This window comes from Devosia algicola, assembly GCF_028816455.1.
GTDB lineage: Bacteria > Pseudomonadota > Alphaproteobacteria > Rhizobiales > Devosiaceae > Devosia > Devosia algicola.
In genome coordinates this window covers 1,283,299-1,304,328 of the sequence record NZ_CP118246.1, presented here as the reverse complement: position 1 = coordinate 1,304,328, position 21,030 = coordinate 1,283,299, and the positions used below count along the sequence as shown (strand labels likewise).

The following is a 21,030-nucleotide window of genomic DNA, read 5'->3' as shown; positions in this document are numbered from 1 at the left end:
AATTTTCATGAGCATGACAGACCTGTCCCCCGAAAAAGAGCGCATGGTAGCAGCGCCATTTCAGACGCGGCGAACCTTTGCCATCATCTCGCATCCGGATGCGGGCAAGACGACGTTGACCGAACGGTTGCTGGCGGCTGCCGGCGCTATTCAGGCCGCTGGAGCGGTGCGGGGCAAGGCGGGCGCACGCTCGACACGATCTGACTGGATGGAAATCGAGCAGAAGCGCGGCATTTCGATCACCTCCTCGGTAATGACCTTTGAATTGAATGGATTGACGCTCAATCTGCTTGATACACCCGGCCACTCGGATTTTTCCGAGGATACTTATCGAACCCTTACCGCGGTTGACGCGGCGATCATGGTCATTGACGCGGCCAAGGGTATCGAGGCGCAGACGCTCAAATTGTTTGAAGTATGCCGCCTGCGCGATATTCCCATCATCACCTTTATCAACAAGGTGGATCGCGAAGGGCTTGGCCCGCTGGAGCCTAATGGACGAGATCGCGAGCAAGCTTGCACTCGACCTGACGCCGATGCTTTGGCCCATCGGGCAGGGCGTCGACTTTCATGGCTACATAGATTTGCTGGAAAGGCGCGTGCTCAGTCCGGCCGGCAAGCCAATTGCCGAATATGGGGAGATCGAGGATCTGCTCGACAATGAAGCGCTGGTGGATGACCCGGTATTCATGACCGCGCTTGAATCATTGGAGCCTGGCGCGTTCAGCGCTGCCGCCATTTGATCTGGACACTTTCCATGCCGGTCATTTGAGCCCGGTCCTGTTTGGCTCTGCGCTCAAGGGCATCGGGGTGGCCGAATTGTTGCGCACCTTGGGCGAATGGGGACCAGAACCGCGGCCCCAGCCGGCGATCCCAGAGCCGATCCAGCCATCGGACAAGAAGGTTTCGGGCTTTGTCTTCAAGGTTCAGGCAAATATGGATGCCAACCATCGCGACCGCATCGCCTTCGTGCGGTTATGTTCGGGCACCTTCACGCGCGGCATGCGCCTCAAGAATGTTCGTTCCGGCAAGGACATGGCGGTTTCCAATCCGATGTTCTTTTTCGGCCATGATCGCGAACTGGCCGAGGAAGCGGTGGCGGGCGATATTGTCGGCATTCCCAATCACGGCACGCTCAGCGTTGGCGATACGCTGACCGAGGGGGCATCGATCAATGTGACCGGCATTCCCAATTTCGCCCCGGAAATCATCCGTCGCGTGCGGCTGATGGATGCGATGAAGACCAAGCAGATGGCCAAGGCTCTCAATGATCTGGCCGAGGAGGGCGTCGCCCAGGTATTTCGGCGCATGATGGGTTCGGACTGGATCGTGGGCGTCGTTGGTCCCCTGCAGTTGGAAGTGCTCGGTTCGCGCATCGCCAAGGAGTATGGCGTGCCTATCGATTTCGAGAACATGAATTTCGAGGTTGCACGCTGGATCGAAAGTGATGATCCCGAGGAGCCTGAAACGCTTTATCGCCGTGCAGAAAACCAATATTGCCGAGGATCGCACTGGTGCGCCGGTGTTTTTGGCCCAAAATGCCTGGTGGGCGGATCGGGCCAAACAGGATTTTCCCAAGCTGCGCTTCATGGCCACCAAGGAACGGCATTGACCGCCGCCCCACAAATTGAAACCTTCCTGAACGATGTGAAAACGGCGTTCAACGATGGTCGTTTGGTGCAGCTCAAGCTCATGGGCTATCAGGGGCCGGATGCGGCACTCAAATCGGTTGCAATCAAGAAGATCGTCGTGAAGCGGCAGGACATGCTCAGTTTCACTTATCGCTACAAGACCCGCGACATTATCAAAAACCATATCCTGCCCGAAGCTATGGCGTTGCTGCGCGCTGATCTCGGTGCGGTGTTCCGCACGGCCCTGCTGGAAACGACCGAGTTCGACCTAAACTTTGAGCAACATGGCGACAAGGTGCGGATCAAGCGCCGGGACGCCAACCGAGACGTGCCGTCGACGAGCCATGATCGCACCAAGCATCGATTGATTGCGCCGGAAGGCAAGAGCCTATCTGCATGCGCTCAAAATCGCGGATGCGCAAGGCAATGTGCTCAAGGCTGCACAGGATAAATATCGACAAATCAACAAGATGGTCGAAATATTTGCGCCGTTGATTCAAGCGATCCCTGCAGATCGGTTGCACAAAATTGTCGATATGGGATCAGGCAAAGGCTATCTCACATTTGCGCTTTACGATTATTTGACCAGCGTGGCCAAGGCCGATATCGAGATTGTCGGCGTGGAGTTCCGCGATGAACTGGTGGCGCTTTGCAATCGGATCGCGGCAGAGGCCAAGTTTGCAAGATTGCGCTTTGAGCGGGGCGCCATCGAGCAGTTTGACAGCAGCGACGCATCGGTGGTCATTGCGCTGCATGCCTGCGATACCGCGACCGATGATGCCATTCACAAAGGCATTGCGGCGGGGGCCGAATTGATCGCGGTGGCGCCGTGTTGCCACAAGCAGATCCGCCGCCAGATTGAAGCGAACAAAGCCAGCAATGACCTGGATTTTCTGCTGACTCATGGCGTTTTCATGGAACGTCAGGCGGAAATGGTCACCGATGGCCTGCGCGCGCTGATCCTCGAAGCTGCAGGCTACAAGACCAGGATTTTCGAGTTTATTTCCGACGCACACACGCCCAAAAACGTACTGATCGTGGCGCAGAGGGCGAAAAAGTCACCGGCAGAACGGGAGGTTGTCCTGCGCAAGATTGCGGACACCAAAGCCTATTTCGGCATTGGCTATCATCATCTTGAACGGCTGCAGGGCCTCTAAAACTTGCAGCGTTTCGGCGCTGCGGCTATATCCCCAAAATATTCTCACCCAAGAACTGGCCCCATGACCAAAATTACCTTTATCGAAGCCGACGGCACGCGCCATGAGACTGATGCGGAGGCTGGAGCCACCGTCATGGAGACGGCGATCATGAACGCTGTACCGGGGATCGTTGCCGAATGTGGTGGCGCCTGCACCTGCGCGACGTGTCATGTTTATGTCGATAAGGACTGGGAAGAAACCGTGGGCGGACCGTCGGCCATGGAAGAGGACATGCTCGATTTTGCATTCGAGGTCAAATCGTCCAGCCGCCTGAGTTGCCAGATCAAGGTCAAGGATGAATTGGATGGTCTGGTGGTTCATGTGCCGGGTCGTCAGGGCTGATAACGGCTGTTTGGACCCAAATCGACCAACGCAAAATTTTCCCGCACTGGCCATGCAGCAGTTTTTTTGGCGACATTGTCTGTTTGCATCGCGGCACGTTCTAAGTCGGTGGTCCGGCGGGAAATATAAAAGCGATTGAGGCTGAAAGCCTTGTGAAAGCTGGGGTTTCCGGCCTATTTTTAGCCTCAAAGAGAGAGGCGCAAGAATGGGTCAACTCAACACATTTCCGTTGAGCCTTCAAGGTTCAAGGGCAGCGCGTCGTCATCGTGGGTGGTGGCGTCGAAGCGCTGAACAAGGCGCGGCTGGTAACCAAGACCAGTGCTCAAACCGTCGTCATCGCGCCGAACATCGACGCCGATTTTTCGGGCCTCGATGTGACGCTGCACCGTCGGCCATTCCGTGAGAGCGACCTGGACGATGCAGCGCTGATCTTTGTGACCGACAATGGTCCGGATGGAATGTTGGCCAAGTGCGCGGCCCGGGCCCGCCGAGTTGCGCTCAATGTTGTCGATGTCCCTGCAGAATGCGATTTTTATACGCCATCGATAATTGATCGGGCGCCGCTGACGATCGCCATTGCCACCGAGGGTACGGCGCCGGTGTTGGCGCGGCTGGTGCGGGCGCGGATTGAGGCGATGCTATCGCCGCGTCTCGGTGCCATTGCCGCGCTGGCGGGTCGGATGCGGCGACAGGTCGAGGCGCTCATCGGCGATAGTGGTTCGCGGCGGCGCTACTACGAAGATCTGGTTCAATCGGCCGAAGTCGACATTGCCGTCGCGACGGATCAGGGCAATATCGCGGCAGAGGCTTTGTTGGGCCGCCATCTGGAGCACAAGCGTCAGGGATCGGTCGCGCTGATCGGGGCGGGACCGGGTTCCGAGGATTTGTTGACCCTGCGGGCGCAGCGTCTGCTGCAGCAAGCCGATGTCATCGTCCACGACCAATTGGTGCCTGACCTGGTTGTGCAGATGGGGCGCCGCGACGCCGAAGTGATCGCCGTGGGTAAGGCCAAGGGCCACCACTCGTTTTCCCAAGCCCAGATCAATAGTTTGCTGGTGCGGTTGGCCGGACAAGGCAAGCAGGTTGCGCGGCTCAAATCGGGCGATCCAATGGTGTTTGGGCGCGCTGGCGAAGAAATCGCGGCATTGCGTAGAGCCGACATAAGCTATTCGATTGTACCGGGAATCAGTGCCGCAATGGCGGCGGCCGCCGATAGCGCGACGCCACTTACCCTGCGCAAGGTTTCAAGCGGACTGGTGATGGCAACTGCACATGGTGCGGACGATATCGAACTCGATCACTGGGCCGCTCTTGCGGCAGCGGGTATCACGCTGGCGCTCTATATGGGCAAATCCATCGCCGACAAGGTGGCGACAAAGCTGATCGCGCATGGCGTTTCGTCACAGTTGCCGGTGGGCATCGTTATCAATGCTGGTCGGTCGGACCGGGCATTTTATCGCGGCACGTTGGGCGCGTTAGCAGGTGGCACGGTGCCGTTCCCGGCGGGGCCGGCAATAATATTGGCGGGCGAGGCGGTGGCGGCCGGCGATTGGTCCGGAGCCGCCGATGTCGCGGTCGAACTCAGTAAGGTGGCATGATGGAAATTCTGGCGGGTAATGAGTTGACGTCTGGCGGCGTGGTTTATCTCGATCCAGCGGGTCGCTGGGTGCAGGACATGCAAGCCGCCTGGCGATTCAGCGAGGATGATGGCGCGGCCCGCGACAAAGCCATTGCCGATAGCAATGCAACAACGCGGATTGTCAGCGTCGAAATCGTTGCGGTCTGTGAGATCGACGATATCCTCGTGCCGTTGCGCATGCGGGAGCGTATCCGGTCCAAGGGACCTACGACCCGCAATATCCTCGATGGCGCGACTTTTGACCGTCAGCATTTGAACGAGGACGGCCATGTATCGATATGACGAATTTGACGCGGCGTTTGTTCGCGCGCGCACCGGGCAATTTGCCAATCAGGTCGAGCGTCGCCTCAAGGGCGAAATCAGCGAGGAGCAGTTTCGGCCGCTGCGGCTGATGAACGGACTCTATCTGCAGTTGCACGCTTATATGCTGCGGATTGCCGTGCCCTATGGCACGCTTCGATCCCAGCAAATGCGAAAATTGGCCCATATTGCGCGCACCTATGACCGGGGTTACGGGCATTTCACCACGAGACAGAACATTCAGTTCAACTGGCCGCGCCTCAAGGACGTGCCGGTTATTCTGGGTGAGCTGGGCTCGGTGGAAATGCATTCGATACAGACATCGGGAAATTGCATTCGCAATGTCACCACTGATCAGTTTGCAGGCGCTGCTCATGACGAAATCATCGATCCGCGCCCGGTTGGCGAGATCATTCGCCAGTGGTCGAGTCTGCATCCCGAATTTTCCTATCTGCCCCGCAAGTTCAAGATAGCGCTCAATGGGGCACCGCACGACCGTGCTGCTATCCGGTTTCACGACATAGGTCTTCAGGCCACGACCAATGGGGATGGGGCCATTGGTTGGGAAGTCTGGGTCGGTGGCGGGTTGGGACGCACGCCCATGGTGGCCAAGCTGATCAATGGTTTTGTGCCCCATGAACATTTGCTGGCCTATCTCGAATCCATCGTCCGGGTTTACAATCGCTATGGTCGTCGGGACAACAAATTCAAGGCGCGGATCAAAATTCTTGTCCACGAAGAGGGTTTGGAGACGATCAAGGGGCAGGTTGAAGCAGAATTTGCTGAAATGCGCGGGGGCGAACTTACCTTGCCGCAAGAGGAACTGGACCGGATCGGCGCCTATTTCGCCCCGCCTGAGTTTTTGAGCCTTGCCCGATACGCCGATTGATATTGCCCGCGAGGATATTCTCGATCCAACCTATGCCCGCTGGCTCAAAAACAACCTCAATCGCCATGCCACGCGGGGCTATACGTCGTTGACCATTTCACTCAAGCCGGTCGGCGGATCGCCCGGTGATGCCACTGCCGAGCAAATGGACGCCGTTGCGGATCTGGCTGAACGCTATTCGTTTGACGAATTGCGCGTTACCCATGAACAAAATCTGGTGTTACCACACGTGGCCATCCGCGACTTGCGCGCGGTCTATGATGGACTGGTCGCGGTGAAACTGGCCGAGGGCAACACGGGGCTGATTACCGACATCATTTGCTGCCCCGGCATGGATTTTTGTTCACTGGCAACGGCGCGCTCGATTCCAATTGCCCAGGCAATATCTGAAAAGTTTGCCGCACCGGAGCGGCAGAAGGACATTGGCGATCTCAAGATAAAGATCTCAGGCTGCATCAATGCCTGTGGGCATCATCATGTTGGCCACATCGGGGTTTTGGGTGTCGAAAAAAGGGCGGCGAGCTTTATCAGATCACGCTGGGGGGCGATGCCAGTGAAAATGCATCGGTCGGCAAAATTCTGGGGCCCGGCTTTGACGCAGAAGGCGTGCCGGAGGCTATCGAAACGCTGGTCGAAACCTATTTGACCAGGCGCGAAAGCGCCGATGAAAACTTTATTTCCACCTATCGCCGATTGGGCGAGGCACCCTTCAAGGAGGCGCTTTATGGCACTGCCTAGCACCCTTCATTCGGACCGGCAGCCCGACAAATTGCGTTCACTCGGCATTGTCGCGCTCAATGGCATGTTCGACGAAATGGACGCTGTTGGCGTGCTGCGTCAGGCGGTCACTGAAATTCTACCCGGCGATGTGGCCATCGTTTCCTCGTTTGGAGCGGATTCAGCGGTCCTGCTGCACATTGCGGCTCAGGTTGATCCCAGTCTGCCGATCTATTTTCTGGAAACGGGAAAGCATTTTTCCGAAACGCTGGCCTATGTCGAGCAACTCAAAAAGCAACTTGGCTTGATCAATGTCACTGCCATTCACCCGGATGCGGCCGATCTGGCGCGTTTTGATCCCGATGGCGATCTTTGGGAAACCGATCCTGATAGTTGCTGTCATATTCGCAAGACCGAGCCGCTGGAGCCGATTACGGAGCAGTATGGCGGCTGGGTTACCGGGCGCAAGCGGTTTCAGACCAAGGAACGCGGCGTGTTGCCGCATTTCGAACTGACGAGCGATGATCGTATCAAGATCAATCCGCTTGCCTATTTCAACGACGCCGATGTTGCGACTTACAAGGCCGAGCACGATCTGCCAGAACATCCGCTTTTTGATCAAGGCTACAAGTCGATTGGCTGCGCGCCATGCACTTCGGTCGTTGCCGAGGGCGAGGATCCGCGCGCCGGACGTTGGCGCGGCCTAAACAAGAAAGAATGCGGGATACATTATGATTTCAGCGGTGCCATTGCCTCGCCGATGCGTGCGGCTGACAAGTACACCCTGTTCAAGGATGGCACCTTTGTCGCCGATCCATTCCGCGCATGGGATGACACCGAGGCTCCCGCGGCGGCTCGCTACACCCATGTACCGCTGTCGGTATTTCGGGCGCACCGCGAGGCGTTTCTGGCCAATCCTCATCCATTGGGTTTGCTGATATCACCGGGCGATCGAATTGAGGACGCCGAGGGCGATCTTGGTCGCTTTGCCTCGATTGCGATAATGTTTCCGGCCTTTACCGACGGTCGTGGCTATTCTACCGCGCGACTGCTGACTGAACGTTACCACTATGCTAACGAATTGCGCGCTGTTGGTGACGTATTGCAGGACCAGATTCCGCTTATGCGTCGCTGCGGTATCAACGCGCTTGTGATATCCCACAAGCCGACGCGCGAAGCCCTGATTGAGAATCGTTTGCCCGAGGTTAACATTTTCTATCAACCGGTCGGGACCACCGAAGTGCCTGTTGGCACACGGCCCTATTTGCGCCGGGCAGGCTGAACACGACCATTACGCATTCCCGCAGACGTGGGGGTGACCCCGACGAAACGAGGGCATTTGCCCTCCAATTGGACTTGAGACCTGATGAGCGGAACTGAAATCGTCACCGATGTTGTGGTAATCGGCGCTGGCCCCTGCGGGCTTTTTGCAGCGTTTGAGACTCGGCCTGTTAGATATCAAATGCCAGTTCATCGACATTCTTGACCGCCCAGGTGGGCAGTGTGCCGAGCTTTATCCGGAAAAGCCAATCTATGATATTCCGGGTTTTCCAGTCGTTACCGGGCAGGAACTAACCGAAAATCTGATGACGCAGATTGCGCCGTTTGCGCCGGAATTTCATTTCAATCGCATGGTCAATTCGATTGATAAGCAGGCCGACGGTTCGTTCAGGCTGGTCACTGATGCTGATGAAGTGTTTTTGGCGAAAGTCGTCGTCATTGCGGCAGGCGGTGGCTCGTTCCAGCCGAAACGGCCGCCTGTGGCCGATATTGAACAGTTTGAGAACAGCTCGGTATTTTACTCGGTCCGCAAGATGGACGATTTCCGCGGTCAGGACGTGGTGATTGTCGGTGGCGGTGATTCTGCGCTCGATTGGACGTTGAACCTGCAGCCGATTGTGCGGTCGTTGACGCTGGTGCATCGCCGGGCAGTGTTCAAGGCGGCACCGGCCTCGGTCAGCAAGATGCAGGAGTTGGTCGGCGAGGGAAAAATCAACTTCCTGACCGGCCAGATTGCAAAGCTTGATGGTGAAAATGGCCAGCTCAACCATGTGCATCTGACCACTGATGCCGGTGATTTGTCAGTGCCCGCAACGCGGCTACTGCCGTTCTTTGGGTTGACGATGAAACTCGGTCCCGTCGCCGACTGGGGGTTGGAACTCAATGACAATCTGATTGTGGTGGACACTGAGAAATTTGAAACCTCCGTTCCGGGCATTTTTGCGATTGGTGATATCAATACCTATCCCGGCAAGCTCAAGCTGATCCTTTCGGGGTTTCACGAAGCCGCGCTTATGGCGCAGCGGGCCAAGAAGATCATTTCGCCCGATGAACGTGTGATTTTCCAATACACCACCTCTTCGACCAAGCTGCAGAAGAAGCTGGGTGTCGCCTAGCGGAGAGGACCGGCTATGAAAATCCATGTGACCGATCAAGCTGGTGCCGAGCATGAACTTGAAGGGCTGGACGGATGGCGGGTGATGGAAGTCATCCGCGATTGGGGGCTTAATATCAAGGCAGAATGTGGCGGCGCCGCCGCCTGCGCGACGTGTCATGTTTATGTTGATCAGCAGTGGCTGGACAAACTGGCTGACCCCAGCGATGACGAAGAGGATCTGCTCTATTCTACACTGGACAAGAAGCCGAATTCGCGGCTGTCCTGCCAGATATTGTTGAGCGATACACTGGACGGCCTGAAGGTGACATTGGCGCCAAGCGCTGCACAAAGCTAATTGTTGCCGCCCCAATGACAGCAACAATGAATGAGGAGCCAATTTTGGCGCTGGTCGTCTGCGTCAGGCGGCCATGAGGGCTTCGAGCTTGTCGATGCAGCCACCCCAACCTTCCAAATGCATGTCGCGCACACTCGGATCGGTAAAACGGGAATGGTGCAGGACCAGTTCGGTGCCTTCCGGGTGGGGGTGGAAATCAAGCGTTACCAGGGTTGGCTCGCCCGGGATCATGCTGACGCTCCAGGTATAGACGAGTTGATCTGGGGGCGTGACGCTCTGGAATACCCCGGAAATCCAAGTGATCGAACCATCGGGCTGCGCGTTGGCGATGCGATAGGCGCCACCAACGCGCAGGTCGATCTGTGCTTCGGGGCAGGTTACGGTCCCCGGACCCCACCATTTGACCAGAATTGCGGGGTCGGTCCAGGCTTTGAACACACGATCGCGCGGGGCGCGGATGACGCGCGACATCGATAGAGCAGTGGGCGTCATGGTTTGTCCGGGGGGTGGCATTTTCGGTTTCGACGAATTGGACGAAATTGTCGAGCCTTGTCGTCCCAGAATGCCTTGTAGGTATCAAGCCACTGGTCGGCGCTGGCGAGGGCACCAGTATTGAGTGCACATATGTGCACGCGTCCGTGCACGGTTCGATCTACAATGCCAGCGCTTTCGAGCACCAGAAGGTGCTTTGAAACGGCAGCAAGCGACATTTCGAACGGCGCGGCAAGCCTCGGTGACCTTGGCCGAACCCTGGGCGAGCCGGGCGACCAATGCGCGACGCGTGCGATTGGCCAGTGCCTGAAATATGACGTCGAGCCGGTCTTCGAGCGGAAACGGAACGGCGGCGGACAATACAATTCTCCAATATTCAACCATATGGTTGACAATGAGCGACGCGGGTGACATACCGCTGTTCATTCAACCGATTGGTTGATCAATATCGTGACATTGTCTCAAAGTCAAACAGGAGTGCCAAAATGACCATCCATCAGGAAGTGAAAATACCCGCCAGCCCGGACGCTATATTCGGTATATTGACCACGTCGGACAAGTTTACCGCCATGACTGGCGGTCGCAGCGCTGATATTGCGGCTGAGGAAGGCGGCGCGTTTTCACTGTTCGGCGGCGATATTCGTGGTCGTCACATAGAATTGGTGCCCGGCAAGCGCGTCGTGCAGGCGTGGCGCTCCAATGCGTGGCCTGAAGGGGTTTATTCGATTGTCAGCTTCGTGCTGTCAATAGATGGCAGCGAGACCAAGCTACAATTTTCTCAATCCGGCTATCCCGATGGGGCACAGGAAATGCTCGAAGGGGGTGGTCACAAATGTATTGGCAGCCCATGACGGCAATGTTGACGACCAAGGCCTAGCGTGCCGGCCGGGTTTTATCCGGATTGAGATTGGTGAGTTCGGGTAGAAAGTCCCGAACCACCGGTTGAGGCTGGGTATTAAACGGCAGCGGGCGCACGACGCGGATGGCGGCGATACCGACCCGCACTGTCATCAAACCGTTGACGACGCCTTCGCCGAGACGGGCCGACAATTTGGCGGCCAACCCCTGGCCGACCAATTGTTCGACAATGCCGTCGGTCAACACCAAACCGCCGGTGACGGCGAGGTGGGCAAGGATGGCCCCGGTCAGGCGCCAGAAGCCGAAAAAACCTGGCCTGGCACCATATAAGGCAGCTATGGCGCCGGCGAGGCGGATGCTCTCGTATATGACGAACATGATATCGACCAGAGCGCGGGGTGAGACCGCTGTTACCAACGCTACCCGGCGGGCCGAGGCCGCTGTGAGGGCCTTGGCCTTGCGGTCAAGCGGTGACATCAGGCCACGTTCGGCCAGGTCGATCAGTTCGTTGCCGTCAAACAGATGCCTGGCGTGATCGTCGACATCTTTGCGTGCAGCGGCTAGATCGGGTCGGAGGGCGTAGATGTTTTGAAGGTTGCCAAGCACATGCTGGGCTTCGTGCAGGTTGTTGTTGGCAAGCGCTTGCGTAGCGGTTCTGCGCAGCCGGTCCAGAACCCGGAGGCGGCGAAGCGCCAGGAACTCGCGGAGGGCCAGAAGGATTAGTGCCAGAGCGAACAGGGCGAGGACCACGACGCCCACCCAACCCAACCATTCATAGCGAGCGAACAGATCGCGGATTAGGCGGTCCGCCATCAGGCTGAGGCCAAATGACACTAAGATGGTGCCGGTAGTCCAAGCCAGGCGCCCCAGCCATCCCATGGTTTTTATCGGTAGGTTGGCCACTGTGTCGTCGGGTGGCGGCTCAAAACTTTTCTGGTCAATGGTTACCTGATCCGGCAAGAAAGCGCGGGGCGTTCTGCTGGTGTCACTTGCGGGATTGGCGGTGTTGATCGGGCGTGCTACCGGGCGCTTCATGCGAGTTTGTCCCCAATGAGAAAATCCAACGCGCGATCAAAACGAATGTGCGGAAGCACCGGATCGCCACTCGCGTTGCGATCCAAATTTTGAGGCGGCACAAAGCGCAGGAAATTCAGCGAGACAGGATTGCCATCTTCAAACAATGAGTCCGGATGTTCGGGCAAGTCACCAGGGAACAGTGCAATTTCGGATTTGCCGTCATAGGTGGTGCCGTCCAGCACTTCTCCAGGCATTGGTGTGCCAACGATGGTGGGCAGGACCTCGCCGGCCTCAAGGAAACTGCCTTCACGGGTAGCGCGGATGCCTGCAAGGGCAAGGGAGCGGGTTTCTGTGCCAGCAAAGCGAGCGCGCCGACTGGCATTGGCGACCAGGCGATTTAGGATGGCTTCAAGCCGGTCGTGACTGGTGTGATGAACGTGGTCGGCCTTGGTGGCGGCAAAAAGGATACGGTCTATGCGGCGCGAGATCAGGCGGGTAAGCGGGTTACTGTCGCCCTGCCGGAAACAGGACAGCACCGCCGTCAGCGCCGTTTCAAGATCAGCCACCGCCGCAGCGCCGGTATTGAGCGCGCGCAGCGTGTCCACCAGCACCACCTGTCGGTCCAGACGGGCGAAGTGGTCCTTGAAGAATGGGCGCACGACCTGAGCCTTGTAGGCCTCATACCGACCCTCGAGCATGGCATAGAGGCTCGTCGAACGAACAGGCTGCGTGGCGGGGGAGCGGGGCAAAGGTCAGGGCCGGCGACCCCTCGAGATCGCCGGGCAGCAAGAAACGACCCGGCGGTAGCGTTGACATGGCATTGTCTTCCCGGCTCTGTCGCAAATAGCGGGTGAAACTTGCGGCCAGCTTTTCGGCATCGGAATCGTTGGCAGGCTTTTGTGGGTCGATCGACGCCAATATGTTCAGGAACGGGGTTGCCTCATTTGCCGATCCCGGGCGATTGGCGCGTTCGAGGGCTTCGCGGCTCCAATCGGCAAAGCTCAGGCTCAACAAGGGCAGGTCGAGCAACCATTCGCCGGGATAATCAACGATATCGAGATTGAGTGTTGCCGGGCCGCGCCAACCGGCGATCCAATTGGCAGATTGATATTTGAGGACAAGCCGCAATTGGGAGATGCGACGCGTGCTCTCGGGCCATGACGGTTTTTGACCGGTCAGTGCCGCCAGATGTTGCTCATAGGCAAAACGGGGGATGGTGGCGTCGGGATATTCGGCCAACTGTGCGCCGATAAAGCGGCCGTCCGCCATTGGCGTGAAGCCGGGCAGGCGGCCGCCGGTCAACAGATTATGCACCAGTGCGGTGATGAAAATGGTTTTGCCAGCGCGGCTCAGCCCGGTAACTCCAAGCCGTAGCGTGGGCGTGAAGGTGCCGGTGGCCGCGTCCGCCAGATTGGCGAGGGCGATGCCGAGACTCGTCAACGATGGTAGTTGGCGGTTGTGCCAAGCTCGAACCCTTTGTGTGTTGGTGAAACGTAAGGGGCCAGCGTATTAATGCAAGGGGTCAGTCCGCTGACAGATTGATTCCGTCGTTGGCGGCAAACCCCTCGCACAGTTGGATGATTTCACCTACTGCCCGATATGATCCAAGTCAAACGGGGTGGTCTGGTAGATTTCATTGATCCAGTTCTGAAAGAGCAGGTGGGCATGGCTGCGCCAGCGGTTCTCCGGCTCGACGGCGGTGTCGCCATCCGGAAAAAGGTTTGTGGGCGGCGGCGTATCCAGTCCCGATGTAATGTCGCGCTGGTACTCGTCTGCAAGCGAACGATTGTCATATTCGAGATGGTTGAGCATATGTATCGCGCGATGCTTTGGATCGTCGAGCATGCAGATGCCGATATCGGCATTGTCGATGAGAACTTCAAGGTCGGGATTTAGACTGGTGCGGTCGATGTCATTGAAGCGGGAGACCGGCACCATCGGACTGTCGGAAAAACCGCGCAGAAATGGTGATGGACCTCCGGCAAGGGTGTGGCGGAAAACGCCAAAGGCCTTTTGGGGCATACGATAGCGTTTGACGCCATGAAAGTGATGCAGGGCCGCCTGGGCGCCCCAGCAGATGAACATTGTGTGGTTCACATGGGTCTGGGTCCAGTCCATGATTTCAATCATTTCCGACCAGTATTTAACCTGATCGAACGGAATATGGGCAATCGGGGCCCCGGTGACGATGAAACCGTCGAATTTGCGCGACCGCACTTCCTCCCAAGTCTGGTAAAAACTCTTCAAGTAGTCTTCGGACGTGTTTTTTGAGAGATGGTCGGAAACCCGCACCAGCGACAATTCGATTTGCAGGGGGGTGGAGCCGATCAGGCGAGCAAATTGGGTTTCGGTGCGCTCCTTGTTGGGCATAAGGTTGAGCAGGCCAATCTGGAGCGGACGGATGTCCTGACGCGCGGCGCGCGTGGAATCCATGACGTTGACGCCCTCGCGTTCGAGGGTTTTTCTGGCAGGCAGGTCATCGGGAATACGTATGGGCATGATGTGATCCCTTACAGGCAGGCAAAGAAGAAACTGAGCGGGGTCGGCGGGCCTTACGGCTAGCGCATTCGATCGGTAATGGCGCTGGCCATCAGTTCCTTGAATTCGTTGCCATTGCGAACAGCCGCCAGATCGGAGGCTTCAATCGCGTAGCCAAAATTGTCGGCGAGCGCCTGATAGCGCGGTAGCCGATCATGCAGCAGTGCCTCAAATCCCCAGGCGGCAAAGCCGGCGGGATCGACCGCGCAGTCATCGGCGATGTCGTTGAGTTTTTTATATTCGGCCCATTTGCGCACCAGAAATTCAGGTGTGTAGTACATGGGCTTGGGGTTTTGGGTGAACCGATCGACCAGTTTTTCGGCATCGGTTTCCGTGCCGCGAATGTAGAGCAGGGCCGTTGATTCCGCCAAGGTCTGGATTACCGGATCTTCGGGATCATGAGGATCGACAACCTCGATTAGCGAGCCGCCGGTATCGACGATGAAATCGTCATAGCCGTAGAGCACTTTGGCCCGCTCGATAAAGCGCGGGACGTCCTGGAGTGCGAATATCTCGGCGACACGATGCTGTTCCTGTCGGCGCTGATATTCAGCCAGTGGCAATCCACCCTCGGCGGGGTTGCCCGGCGTGCCGAGATAGGCTCGACAGCGGGTCGAGATTGGCGAAGGTGATGTTTGAGGAAATATAGATCGAATCTGATCGCAGCAATTGGGCAAGGAAGGGCACCTTCATGGCCTCGGCCTTGAAATTGTCGACGATGAACTCGCCCATGTGCCTGGTGCCGATACGATAATCGACCGAATAGTGAAACCAGCGGCTGGCGCGCAGCAGGGCGCTCAGACGGGTTTTACCGACGCCAGCCATGCCGAACACCGTTACAGCGCGGCGGGGCGCGTTGAGAAATTCATCGGCATTCTTGTACAGCATAGCGTCTTATACCCCAGCCACGGCACTTGATGTTGCGTTTAGAACAGTTGGAGCACCCGCACAAGCGGGCGGCAATTTCTGCCGGTTGGGCGGACTCTCTTGCCGGTCCCACCAGTCGGGCCCTGTTCGTCGCCCGATATTGTTCAATGGATTCAAGGCGTGGGTTAGTTGGCATCGTGCTTGCATGTTGCTGATCAAGAATGCGTCGCGGGGGCGCGACAACGCTTATGGAGTTTTAAATGGGTATCTATGGGGCTCTTTCCAGCGCGGTGACCGGTCTTAGGGCACAGTCACACGCATTGGAAAATATTTCAGGCAATATCGCCAATTCGCAAACTACCGCCTATAAGCGGCTTGAAACTGACTTTGTCGACCTCATTCCCGATGCGCCTTTGGCGCAGCAGGTGCCCGGCGCCGTATTGGCGAAATCGCGGAGCACCAATGATGTTCAGGGCGACATTCAGACTGTTTCCACCGAGACATTTATTGCGTTGAACAGTAACGGTTTTTTCGTGGTCGAACCCTCGGTGGGCCAATCTGATGGCAATCCGGTATTTGCCGGAACCAACTATTATACCCGGCGCGGCGACTTTCAGATCGACAAGGATGGTCTGCTGGTCAACGGGGCTGGCTATTATCTCAAGGGGCTGCCGATCGACACCAAGACCGGTAACGTTTCGGGGTCGGTCCCAGAGGTTATCAAGCTCTCCAACGCCTTCCTGCCTGCCCAACAGACCGAGCGGATCAACTATCAGGCCAACCTGCCGCAACTGCCCAAGAACGCCGCCTATAATCCGGCGATCCCAAATAGCGAACTGATGAAAACGAGCAGTTTCTCGGGCGCCCCGGCAACGGCAAACGGGGCAGCCGCAACCACGGCAACCACTGCCGCCAGTCTGATGGCCGCGGGTACATCCATTACGCTTGATGCGGGCGGTACGCCTGTCGTCTTCGATTTTTATGATAGTGCGGGCGGTCCCTATACGGGGACCAACCAGGGCATCGACATCGGGGCGGGCAAAAAGATCAATGTTGCGCTGAGCGAGATGCAGTCAGCGTTCAGAGCGAATGCCGGACCGGATGCGTCTACGGCAACGTTCGGTCTGAGCGGCGGTCAGGTCGCCGTTACCCTTGGGGACAACAAGACGGCAACGCTGACGGTTTCAGCCGATACCACCGCTTTGGCGCTTCCTGCCACGTCGACGCCTGTTGCGCCGCTTCCTGCCTCAACCCGCGTCAGGCTCGGTGACGGCGGATCAGGCTTCGAAATTCGAAGACAGTTCGGTTGCCGGTGGCGCCATTACGGTTTACGCCGCCAATGGCTCGCCAGCCAATGTGCAAATGCGCTGGGCAAAGGTGGACAGCACCGCTGCTGGTGGAGCGGAAACCTGGAACCTCTATTACATGAGCAATAGCGGTGCCATGGGCAGTCAGGCGATGTGGACCAATGTTGGCAAGGATTACACCTTTGGCGCCGACGGTTCGCTTCTGCCGCCGGGCATCGACTCGGTTACACTGAATAACCTCACGGTCAATGGCGTCAATGTAGGCAATGTTGAATTGCACCATGATACCAACGGCATATCCCAGTTTGCCGACGTCAACGGCACCGCTACCGTTTCAACGCTCAATCAGAATGGCTACGCGGCCGGTGAGTTTGTTTCGGTGGCCATTGACGACAGTGGCCGGGTCGTTGCGACCTATTCCAACAACCAGCGCGTTGATATGGCACAGGTGGTGACGGCCCAGTTCAATGGCATCAATTCGCTCAAGCGCATGGATGGCGGGGTGTTCGCCACGACATCTGAGTCGGGCGATGCGATTCTTGATTTGAGCGGTAGCGGCATTATCGGCAGTTCGCTTGAAGCGTCCAATACCGATATCTCGGATGAGTTCACCAAACTCATCGTTACACAGCAGGCCTATTCGGCGGGCACCAAGATCGTGACCACCGCCAATGACATGCTGCAGGCTGCCCTGAACATGATCCGGTAGCGAAAAGTTTGGCAGCCCGGCGGTTGCGCCGGGCCTGCCAGTTTGAGGAGTTGGAGTAATGGGTTTAACAACTTCGCTGGGCCATGCGCTTTCTGGATTGAATGTCACCCAGAGACTCAATCAGCCTGCTCAGCAAAAATGTCGCTAATGCGGGTACGCCCGGATATCATCGGCAGTCGCTTAATGTCGTTGACTACGATACGGGCGGCGCAAGCTATGTGCGCGACGCCGGTACCGTCAGGGCGTTCAACAGCAGCTTGCAAACCTACTACACAAGGCAGGTTTCGGACACCTCGACCTCAGGCGTGCAGGCGAGTTATCTCGACCAGCTACAAACCTATCTCGGCAAACCCGGCTCGGCCGGGTCGCTCGATACGATTTTTGGCGACCTGCAGAATGCGATGCAGTCACTGGCCACCAGCCCTGATGATTTTACTGCCCGCGCCCAGATGCTGGACAAGGCGCAAAACATGGTGGCGACGCTCAACCAGCTCTCTGGCGCTGTTCAGGACATGCGACAGCAGACCGAAGGGCAGATGGCCACAGACGTGGGCCAGCTCAACAGCATGTTGAAGTCGCTTGCCGAGGTAAATTCTCGCGTGCTGAACGCGGGCACGGCAGAAGATGCACGCGCCTCGCTATTGGATCAACGTGATCGGCTGGTGTCGTCCATTGCCGAAATGGTGGACGTGCAAGTCGATTACCGCAGTGATGGATCGGTCGCACTGATGACCCGCTCCGGCGTGGGGCTGCTCGACGGGGGCGTTTCAACCTTCAATTTTGAAAGCGCCGGCAATCTGGCCGCGACCTCGCAATATGATCGCGATGCCTCGCAATCCAAAGTTGGTGCGCTGACCCTGACGACGCCGTCAGGTTTGACCATCAATCTGGTAGGCACTGGCGTAATCCAGGGCGGCGAACTGGGCGGCTTACTGACGTTACGCGATCAGACGCTGGTCACTGCGCAAGATCAACTTGACGAAATCGCTTCGGGTCTGGCGCTGGCTTTTTCGACCGTTCAAACACCTGGGACAGTAGCAACTGCCGGTGCGGCAACCGGGTTCGATCTTGATCTTACAGGCCTTCAGAAGGGCAACGATCTGGTCTTTTCCTATCATCAGGGCAGCACCGACATTCCGGTCCGACTGGTGAATTCGACCCAGCCAACAGACTATCTCGACGCGAGCGGTCAGCGCGTTATCGGGGTCGATCTGAGTAATCCTGCCAATGCGGCAGCGCTTTTGAACAGCAAACTGCCGGGGCTGGCGATCAGCAGCAGCGGACCGAACAATTTGCGCATCATGGATGATGGCGCGGCCAATACCACCGACGTCAATTTTGCCGTTGTGCGACGGACGTCATCGGGATTGCAGGGCGACGGTTCGGCTCTCTCGCTTTTTGTCGACCAGGGCAACACGGCGTTTACAAACAATCTTGATGGCAACACGCCGCAAAAGCTTGGCTTTGCGTCAAGGATTGCCATTAATCCAGCTGTTCTGCTCGACAATACCCTGTTGGTGAAGTCAACCACCGGCACCGCCTCGGGCGACGATACGCGGCCCAAGTTCCTGCTGAACCAACTCAACAATATGCAGTTCGTTTCTGGCGGTGATCCCAAACAGAATGCTGGCAAATTTCAACTTACCGGCAATTTGTCCCAGATTGTTGGGCAAGTCATTAATTACCAGGGCAGCACAATCTCAACGGCGATTGCGCAGCGGGATAATCGTCAGCTGGCGCTCGATACCGTGGTTCAGCAAATGGACAGCGAGTATGGGGTCAATCTGGACGAGGAAATGGCGCGGCTGACACAATTGCAGAACGCATATGCTGCCAACGCCCGCATCGTTTCAGTGGTGCAGGAATTGCTCGATTCTCTGCTTCAGTCGGTCTAGGGGGTGAACTAAATGATCGTCAATAAGTCCATGTACCCCCTGCAAACCGGGTTTGCCGCCATCTCCAGGATGCAGGAAGCGCTGGGCACTTTGCAAAAACAACTCGGGTCGGGCCAAAAAGCCTCGAACCTGTCCGAAATGGGACGGGATCTGCCGATGTCGCTGAGTGTGCGGGCGCGCCTGTCCAAGATCGAGGGTTATTCTGCCAACATTGATACCGTCAACCTCCGGTTGAGTTTTCTGGACAATTCGATGTCGCGGTTCGACGCGATCGAAGGTGAGGCGCGTAGCGCTGCAATAGTGGGTCAATACGGCACCGACGGGATCAATCTGGCGACGGGACCGGGCCTATCGACCGCGCGGTTCGACGAAATTGTCACGATGCTCAACGAGCAGGTGGCAGGACGATATCTGTTTGGCGGAAAGGCCACGGACAAGGCACCGTTGCCGGACAGTACGACATTGTTGAACGGCGCGGGGGAAAGCTTGGCTTTACCGGCGTCCGCGACCTGCGACAGGACGCTGATGGTGTGAATAGTACATCGGCGCCCGGGCGACTGACGAGTTCAATTGATCCACTGGCGACTGCCACCGTCAATCTGACCGAGGACGGTTCGCACCCATTTGGGTTCAAGGCTCTCAACGATCAGCACCAATGCTGCTGCCACGATCAATGTCAGTGGTCCGAACCTTACTGTTCCTGGCGATCCGACCAGCGCCAAACAGTTTGGCGTCGAGTTCACCGGACTGCCGACACCGGGGCAGGTGGTCAGCATCGGGCTGACAATGCCAGATGGCACCGAGACGCAGGTCAAGCTGACCGCGACCGCCGACAATCCTGCCGGGGCGGGGGCCTTTACCATTGATGCTGATCCGGCAATCATGGCGTCAAATTTTCAGGCGGCGCTGGACAAGAGTCTTGGAACGGCGGCACGAACTGATCTCAAAGCGGCGTCCACCTTCGCCGCTGCGACCGATTATTTTAGTGATGACGGCGTGCCGCGGCTGCCCGACGGCGGCCCTCCAGCGACAAGCCTTGTACCCGACACCGGCAACACGGCAGTCCACTGGTATACAGGCGAGGTGGGCTCTCCCGGCGACAACCCTCGCCAGTCGGTGACAGCGGCAATAGGTGACACCAGCAAGGTCGATTATGGCGTACGCGCCAATGAGAGCGGGTTTTTGCGACTGATCAGGTCGCAGGCAGCCATGGCCGTGTCTGACTATCCATCAGAAGCCGAGGTGCGGGCCAAATATGATAGCGACCGGGTCGCAGCGATGGGACTGCCCGCTGGCAGCGGTCGCGACAGCGCCCTTGCGGCCTACGAAGCCAAGGTTGCGGGAGAATATCGAGAGTCGACTGGCTTTTTCGATGGTATGGCGCAGCGACAGGCTCTCAGAGTTATCGGAAAGCCATAACAGCGAAGCGGGTTCTATCGAAATCATTACCATGCAGATGGGCGTGGCCCATGGAGCGCTCGAAAGTGCCAGCACACGCCACAGTGACTACAAGTCGCAACTTGAAAATCTTTTGAGTGACACCGAGGGCATTGATGAGAACAAGACGGCGATGTCGATCCTGGCGCTACAGACCCGATTACAGGCCAGCTATCAGGTGACATCAATGGTCAGTCAATTGAGCCTTGTTAATTACCTACGTTAGAATTTGCGTTACTCAAATACAACAAGGCCCCGCACATTGCAGGGGCCTTTTCTCATTGGCAGGAACTGATCGGTTATTTACCGCGTAGCCCGGCGGCAAGTTGGCGATTGATGTTGACCAGCGCTTCGAGCCGCGCAGGATCCTGAGGGTTTTCGAGAATTTCGCGGGTTTCGTTCAATATGAATATTCCCAGATTGGCAATATTCTGGCGAACGGGGGCCGGCAGTCCACCCTC

At 57.3% G+C, this 21,030-nt stretch carries 20 protein-coding genes and 5 pseudogenes; 17 read left to right on the top strand and 8 right to left on the bottom strand.

The window, feature by feature from the left end; genetic code table 11:
* Positions 1 to 7 precede the first annotated feature (7 nt).
* The 10 genes and pseudogenes from PSQ19_RS06990 to PSQ19_RS06945 all read left to right on the top strand — a co-directional run bounded on the left by PSQ19_RS06990 (position 8) and on the right by PSQ19_RS06945 (position 9,449).
* Positions 8 to 1,612: pseudogene (locus PSQ19_RS06990) on the top strand (peptide chain release factor 3).
* Entirely contained in the window at positions 1,609 to 2,082 is a 474-nt protein-coding gene (locus PSQ19_RS06985) for a hypothetical protein (protein WP_282220171.1), read from the top strand. The pseudogene PSQ19_RS06990 and the gene PSQ19_RS06985 overlap by 4 nt, the downstream one beginning before the upstream one ends.
* The gene (locus PSQ19_RS06980; RefSeq protein WP_282220638.1) at positions 2,060 to 2,788 is read left to right on the top strand and encodes a class I SAM-dependent methyltransferase; all 729 of its coding nucleotides are present in this window, start codon (positions 2,060 to 2,062) and stop codon (positions 2,786 to 2,788) included. The genes PSQ19_RS06985 and PSQ19_RS06980 overlap by 23 nt, the downstream gene beginning before the upstream one ends.
* Positions 2,789 to 2,851: 63 nt before the next feature.
* Positions 2,852 to 3,172 (top strand): 2Fe-2S iron-sulfur cluster-binding protein, encoded by a 321-nt coding sequence (locus PSQ19_RS06975; protein WP_282220170.1) that lies wholly within the window; start codon positions 2,852 to 2,854, stop codon positions 3,170 to 3,172.
* Positions 3,173 to 3,438: 266 nt separating this feature from the next.
* Entirely contained in the window at positions 3,439 to 4,770 is a 1,332-nt protein-coding gene (cysG, locus tag PSQ19_RS06970; protein WP_282220169.1) for a siroheme synthase CysG, read from the top strand.
* Positions 4,767 to 5,093 (top strand): DUF2849 domain-containing protein, encoded by a 327-nt coding sequence (locus PSQ19_RS06965; RefSeq protein WP_282220168.1) that lies wholly within the window; start codon positions 4,767 to 4,769, stop codon positions 5,091 to 5,093. Before cysG ends, PSQ19_RS06965 begins: the two co-directional genes overlap by 4 nt.
* Positions 5,080 to 6,738, top strand: a pseudogene (locus PSQ19_RS06960) (nitrite/sulfite reductase). The gene PSQ19_RS06965 and the pseudogene PSQ19_RS06960 overlap by 14 nt, the downstream one beginning before the upstream one ends.
* A complete protein-coding gene (locus PSQ19_RS06955; RefSeq protein WP_282220167.1) occupies positions 6,725 to 7,999 on the top strand; it encodes a phosphoadenylyl-sulfate reductase in 1,275 nt (424 codons plus the stop codon). The pseudogene PSQ19_RS06960 and the gene PSQ19_RS06955 overlap by 14 nt, the downstream one beginning before the upstream one ends.
* A gap of 84 nt (positions 8,000 to 8,083) precedes the next feature.
* Positions 8,084 to 9,113 (top strand): annotated as a pseudogene (locus PSQ19_RS06950) (NAD(P)/FAD-dependent oxidoreductase).
* 15 nt (positions 9,114 to 9,128) lie between these two features.
* Entirely contained in the window at positions 9,129 to 9,449 is a 321-nt protein-coding gene (locus PSQ19_RS06945) for a 2Fe-2S iron-sulfur cluster-binding protein (RefSeq protein WP_282220166.1), read from the top strand.
* A 63-nt stretch (positions 9,450 to 9,512) separates the two neighbouring features.
* Here the strand turns inward: PSQ19_RS06945 and PSQ19_RS06940 are convergent, their stop codons facing one another.
* Complete coding sequence (locus tag PSQ19_RS06940) at positions 9,513 to 9,941, bottom strand: SRPBCC family protein (RefSeq protein WP_282220165.1); 429 nt, start codon at positions 9,939 to 9,941, stop codon at positions 9,513 to 9,515.
* Positions 9,938 to 10,159 carry an ArsR/SmtB family transcription factor gene (locus PSQ19_RS06935; protein ID WP_282220164.1) on the bottom strand — a complete coding sequence of 74 codons (222 nt, stop codon included), beginning with the start codon at positions 10,157 to 10,159 and terminating at the stop codon, positions 9,938 to 9,940. The genes PSQ19_RS06940 and PSQ19_RS06935 overlap by 4 nt, the downstream gene beginning before the upstream one ends.
* 267 nt (positions 10,160 to 10,426) lie before the next feature.
* On the opposite strand from PSQ19_RS06935, the gene PSQ19_RS06930 reads away from it, so the two are divergent.
* Positions 10,427 to 10,792, top strand: a complete 366-nt coding sequence (locus PSQ19_RS06930) for an SRPBCC domain-containing protein (protein WP_282220163.1) — start codon at positions 10,427 to 10,429, stop codon at positions 10,790 to 10,792.
* A gap of 22 nt (positions 10,793 to 10,814) precedes the next feature.
* On the opposite strand, the gene PSQ19_RS06925 is transcribed toward PSQ19_RS06930, so the two are convergent.
* From PSQ19_RS06925 to PSQ19_RS06905, 5 genes and pseudogenes are all read right to left on the bottom strand, one after another.
* Positions 10,815 to 11,834 (bottom strand): YcjF family protein, encoded by a 1,020-nt coding sequence (locus PSQ19_RS06925; RefSeq protein WP_282220162.1) that lies wholly within the window; start codon positions 11,832 to 11,834, stop codon positions 10,815 to 10,817.
* Positions 11,831 to 13,256, bottom strand: a pseudogene (locus PSQ19_RS06920) (YcjX family protein). The gene PSQ19_RS06925 and the pseudogene PSQ19_RS06920 overlap by 4 nt, the downstream one beginning before the upstream one ends.
* Positions 13,257 to 13,403: 147 nt before the next feature.
* Positions 13,404 to 14,315 (bottom strand): homoserine O-succinyltransferase, encoded by a 912-nt coding sequence (locus tag PSQ19_RS06915; protein ID WP_282220161.1) that lies wholly within the window; start codon positions 14,313 to 14,315, stop codon positions 13,404 to 13,406.
* A 59-nt stretch (positions 14,316 to 14,374) separates the two neighbouring features.
* Complete coding sequence (locus PSQ19_RS06910) at positions 14,375 to 14,917, bottom strand: hypothetical protein (RefSeq protein ID WP_282220160.1); 543 nt, start codon at positions 14,915 to 14,917, stop codon at positions 14,375 to 14,377.
* Positions 14,904 to 15,242 carry a hypothetical protein gene (locus tag PSQ19_RS06905; RefSeq protein WP_282220159.1) on the bottom strand — a complete coding sequence of 113 codons (339 nt, stop codon included), beginning with the start codon at positions 15,240 to 15,242 and terminating at the stop codon, positions 14,904 to 14,906. Before PSQ19_RS06905 ends, PSQ19_RS06910 begins: the two co-directional genes overlap by 14 nt.
* A 239-nt stretch (positions 15,243 to 15,481) precedes the next feature.
* Here PSQ19_RS06905 and PSQ19_RS06900 point away from each other — a divergent pair, with 239 nt between their 5' ends.
* The 6 genes from PSQ19_RS06900 (at position 15,482) to PSQ19_RS06875 (ending at position 20,795) form a co-directional block, all read left to right on the top strand.
* Positions 15,482 to 16,657: a flagellar hook-basal body complex protein gene (locus tag PSQ19_RS06900; RefSeq protein ID WP_282220158.1), complete on the top strand. Its 1,176-nt coding sequence runs from the start codon at positions 15,482 to 15,484 to the stop codon at positions 16,655 to 16,657.
* On the top strand, positions 16,647 to 17,237 hold the full coding sequence (locus PSQ19_RS06895; protein WP_407649098.1) for a flagellar hook-basal body complex protein: 591 nt from the start codon (positions 16,647 to 16,649) through the stop codon (positions 17,235 to 17,237). Before PSQ19_RS06900 ends, PSQ19_RS06895 begins: the two co-directional genes overlap by 11 nt.
* Before the next feature lie 101 nt (positions 17,238 to 17,338).
* Positions 17,339 to 19,132, top strand: a complete 1,794-nt coding sequence (gene flgK / locus PSQ19_RS06890) for a flagellar hook-associated protein FlgK (protein WP_282220157.1) — start codon at positions 17,339 to 17,341, stop codon at positions 19,130 to 19,132.
* A gap of 12 nt (positions 19,133 to 19,144) precedes the next feature.
* Positions 19,145 to 19,666, top strand: a complete 522-nt coding sequence (locus PSQ19_RS06885) for a hypothetical protein (RefSeq protein ID WP_282220156.1) — start codon at positions 19,145 to 19,147, stop codon at positions 19,664 to 19,666.
* 90 nt (positions 19,667 to 19,756) lie between these two features.
* The gene (locus PSQ19_RS06880) at positions 19,757 to 20,551 is read left to right on the top strand and encodes a hypothetical protein (RefSeq protein ID WP_282220155.1); all 795 of its coding nucleotides are present in this window, start codon (positions 19,757 to 19,759) and stop codon (positions 20,549 to 20,551) included.
* Positions 20,505 to 20,795, top strand: coding sequence for a flagellin (locus tag PSQ19_RS06875; RefSeq protein ID WP_282220154.1), 291 nt, complete (start codon positions 20,505 to 20,507; stop codon positions 20,793 to 20,795). Before PSQ19_RS06880 ends, PSQ19_RS06875 begins: the two co-directional genes overlap by 47 nt.
* 73 nt (positions 20,796 to 20,868) lie before the next feature.
* On the opposite strand, the pseudogene PSQ19_RS06870 reads toward PSQ19_RS06875, so the two are convergent.
* A pseudogene (locus PSQ19_RS06870) lies at positions 20,869 to 21,030 on the bottom strand (flagellar biosynthesis regulator FlaF); the annotation flags it as partial.

Excerpts from the sequence above, each read along its gene's own strand:
- PSQ19_RS06915 (WP_282220161.1), bottom strand. The coding sequence starts at position 14,315 with ATGCCCATACGTATTCCCGATGACCTGCCTGCCAGAAAAACCCTCGAA.
- PSQ19_RS06895 (WP_407649098.1), top strand. The coding sequence starts at position 16,647 with ATGAGCAATAGCGGTGCCATGGGCAGTCAGGCGATGTGGACCAATGTT.
- PSQ19_RS06935 (WP_282220164.1), bottom strand. The coding sequence starts at position 10,159 with ATGTCGCTTGCTGCCGTTTCAAAGCACCTTCTGGTGCTCGAAAGCGCT.
- PSQ19_RS06975 (WP_282220170.1), top strand. The coding sequence starts at position 2,852 with ATGACCAAAATTACCTTTATCGAAGCCGACGGCACGCGCCATGAGACT.
- PSQ19_RS06885 (WP_282220156.1), top strand. The coding sequence starts at position 19,145 with ATGATCGTCAATAAGTCCATGTACCCCCTGCAAACCGGGTTTGCCGCC.
- PSQ19_RS06900 (WP_282220158.1), top strand. The coding sequence starts at position 15,482 with ATGGGTATCTATGGGGCTCTTTCCAGCGCGGTGACCGGTCTTAGGGCA.
- PSQ19_RS06965 (WP_282220168.1), top strand. The coding sequence starts at position 4,767 with ATGATGGAAATTCTGGCGGGTAATGAGTTGACGTCTGGCGGCGTGGTT.
- PSQ19_RS06945 (WP_282220166.1), top strand. The coding sequence starts at position 9,129 with ATGAAAATCCATGTGACCGATCAAGCTGGTGCCGAGCATGAACTTGAA.
- PSQ19_RS06955 (WP_282220167.1), top strand. The coding sequence starts at position 6,725 with ATGGCACTGCCTAGCACCCTTCATTCGGACCGGCAGCCCGACAAATTG.
- PSQ19_RS06875 (WP_282220154.1), top strand. The coding sequence starts at position 20,505 with ATGGTATGGCGCAGCGACAGGCTCTCAGAGTTATCGGAAAGCCATAAC.
- flgK (WP_282220157.1), top strand. The coding sequence starts at position 17,339 with ATGTCACCCAGAGACTCAATCAGCCTGCTCAGCAAAAATGTCGCTAAT.
- PSQ19_RS06940 (WP_282220165.1), bottom strand. The coding sequence starts at position 9,941 with ATGACGCCCACTGCTCTATCGATGTCGCGCGTCATCCGCGCCCCGCGC.
- PSQ19_RS06930 (WP_282220163.1), top strand. The coding sequence starts at position 10,427 with ATGACCATCCATCAGGAAGTGAAAATACCCGCCAGCCCGGACGCTATA.
- PSQ19_RS06905 (WP_282220159.1), bottom strand. The coding sequence starts at position 15,242 with ATGCTGTACAAGAATGCCGATGAATTTCTCAACGCGCCCCGCCGCGCT.
- PSQ19_RS06925 (WP_282220162.1), bottom strand. The coding sequence starts at position 11,834 with ATGAAGCGCCCGGTAGCACGCCCGATCAACACCGCCAATCCCGCAAGT.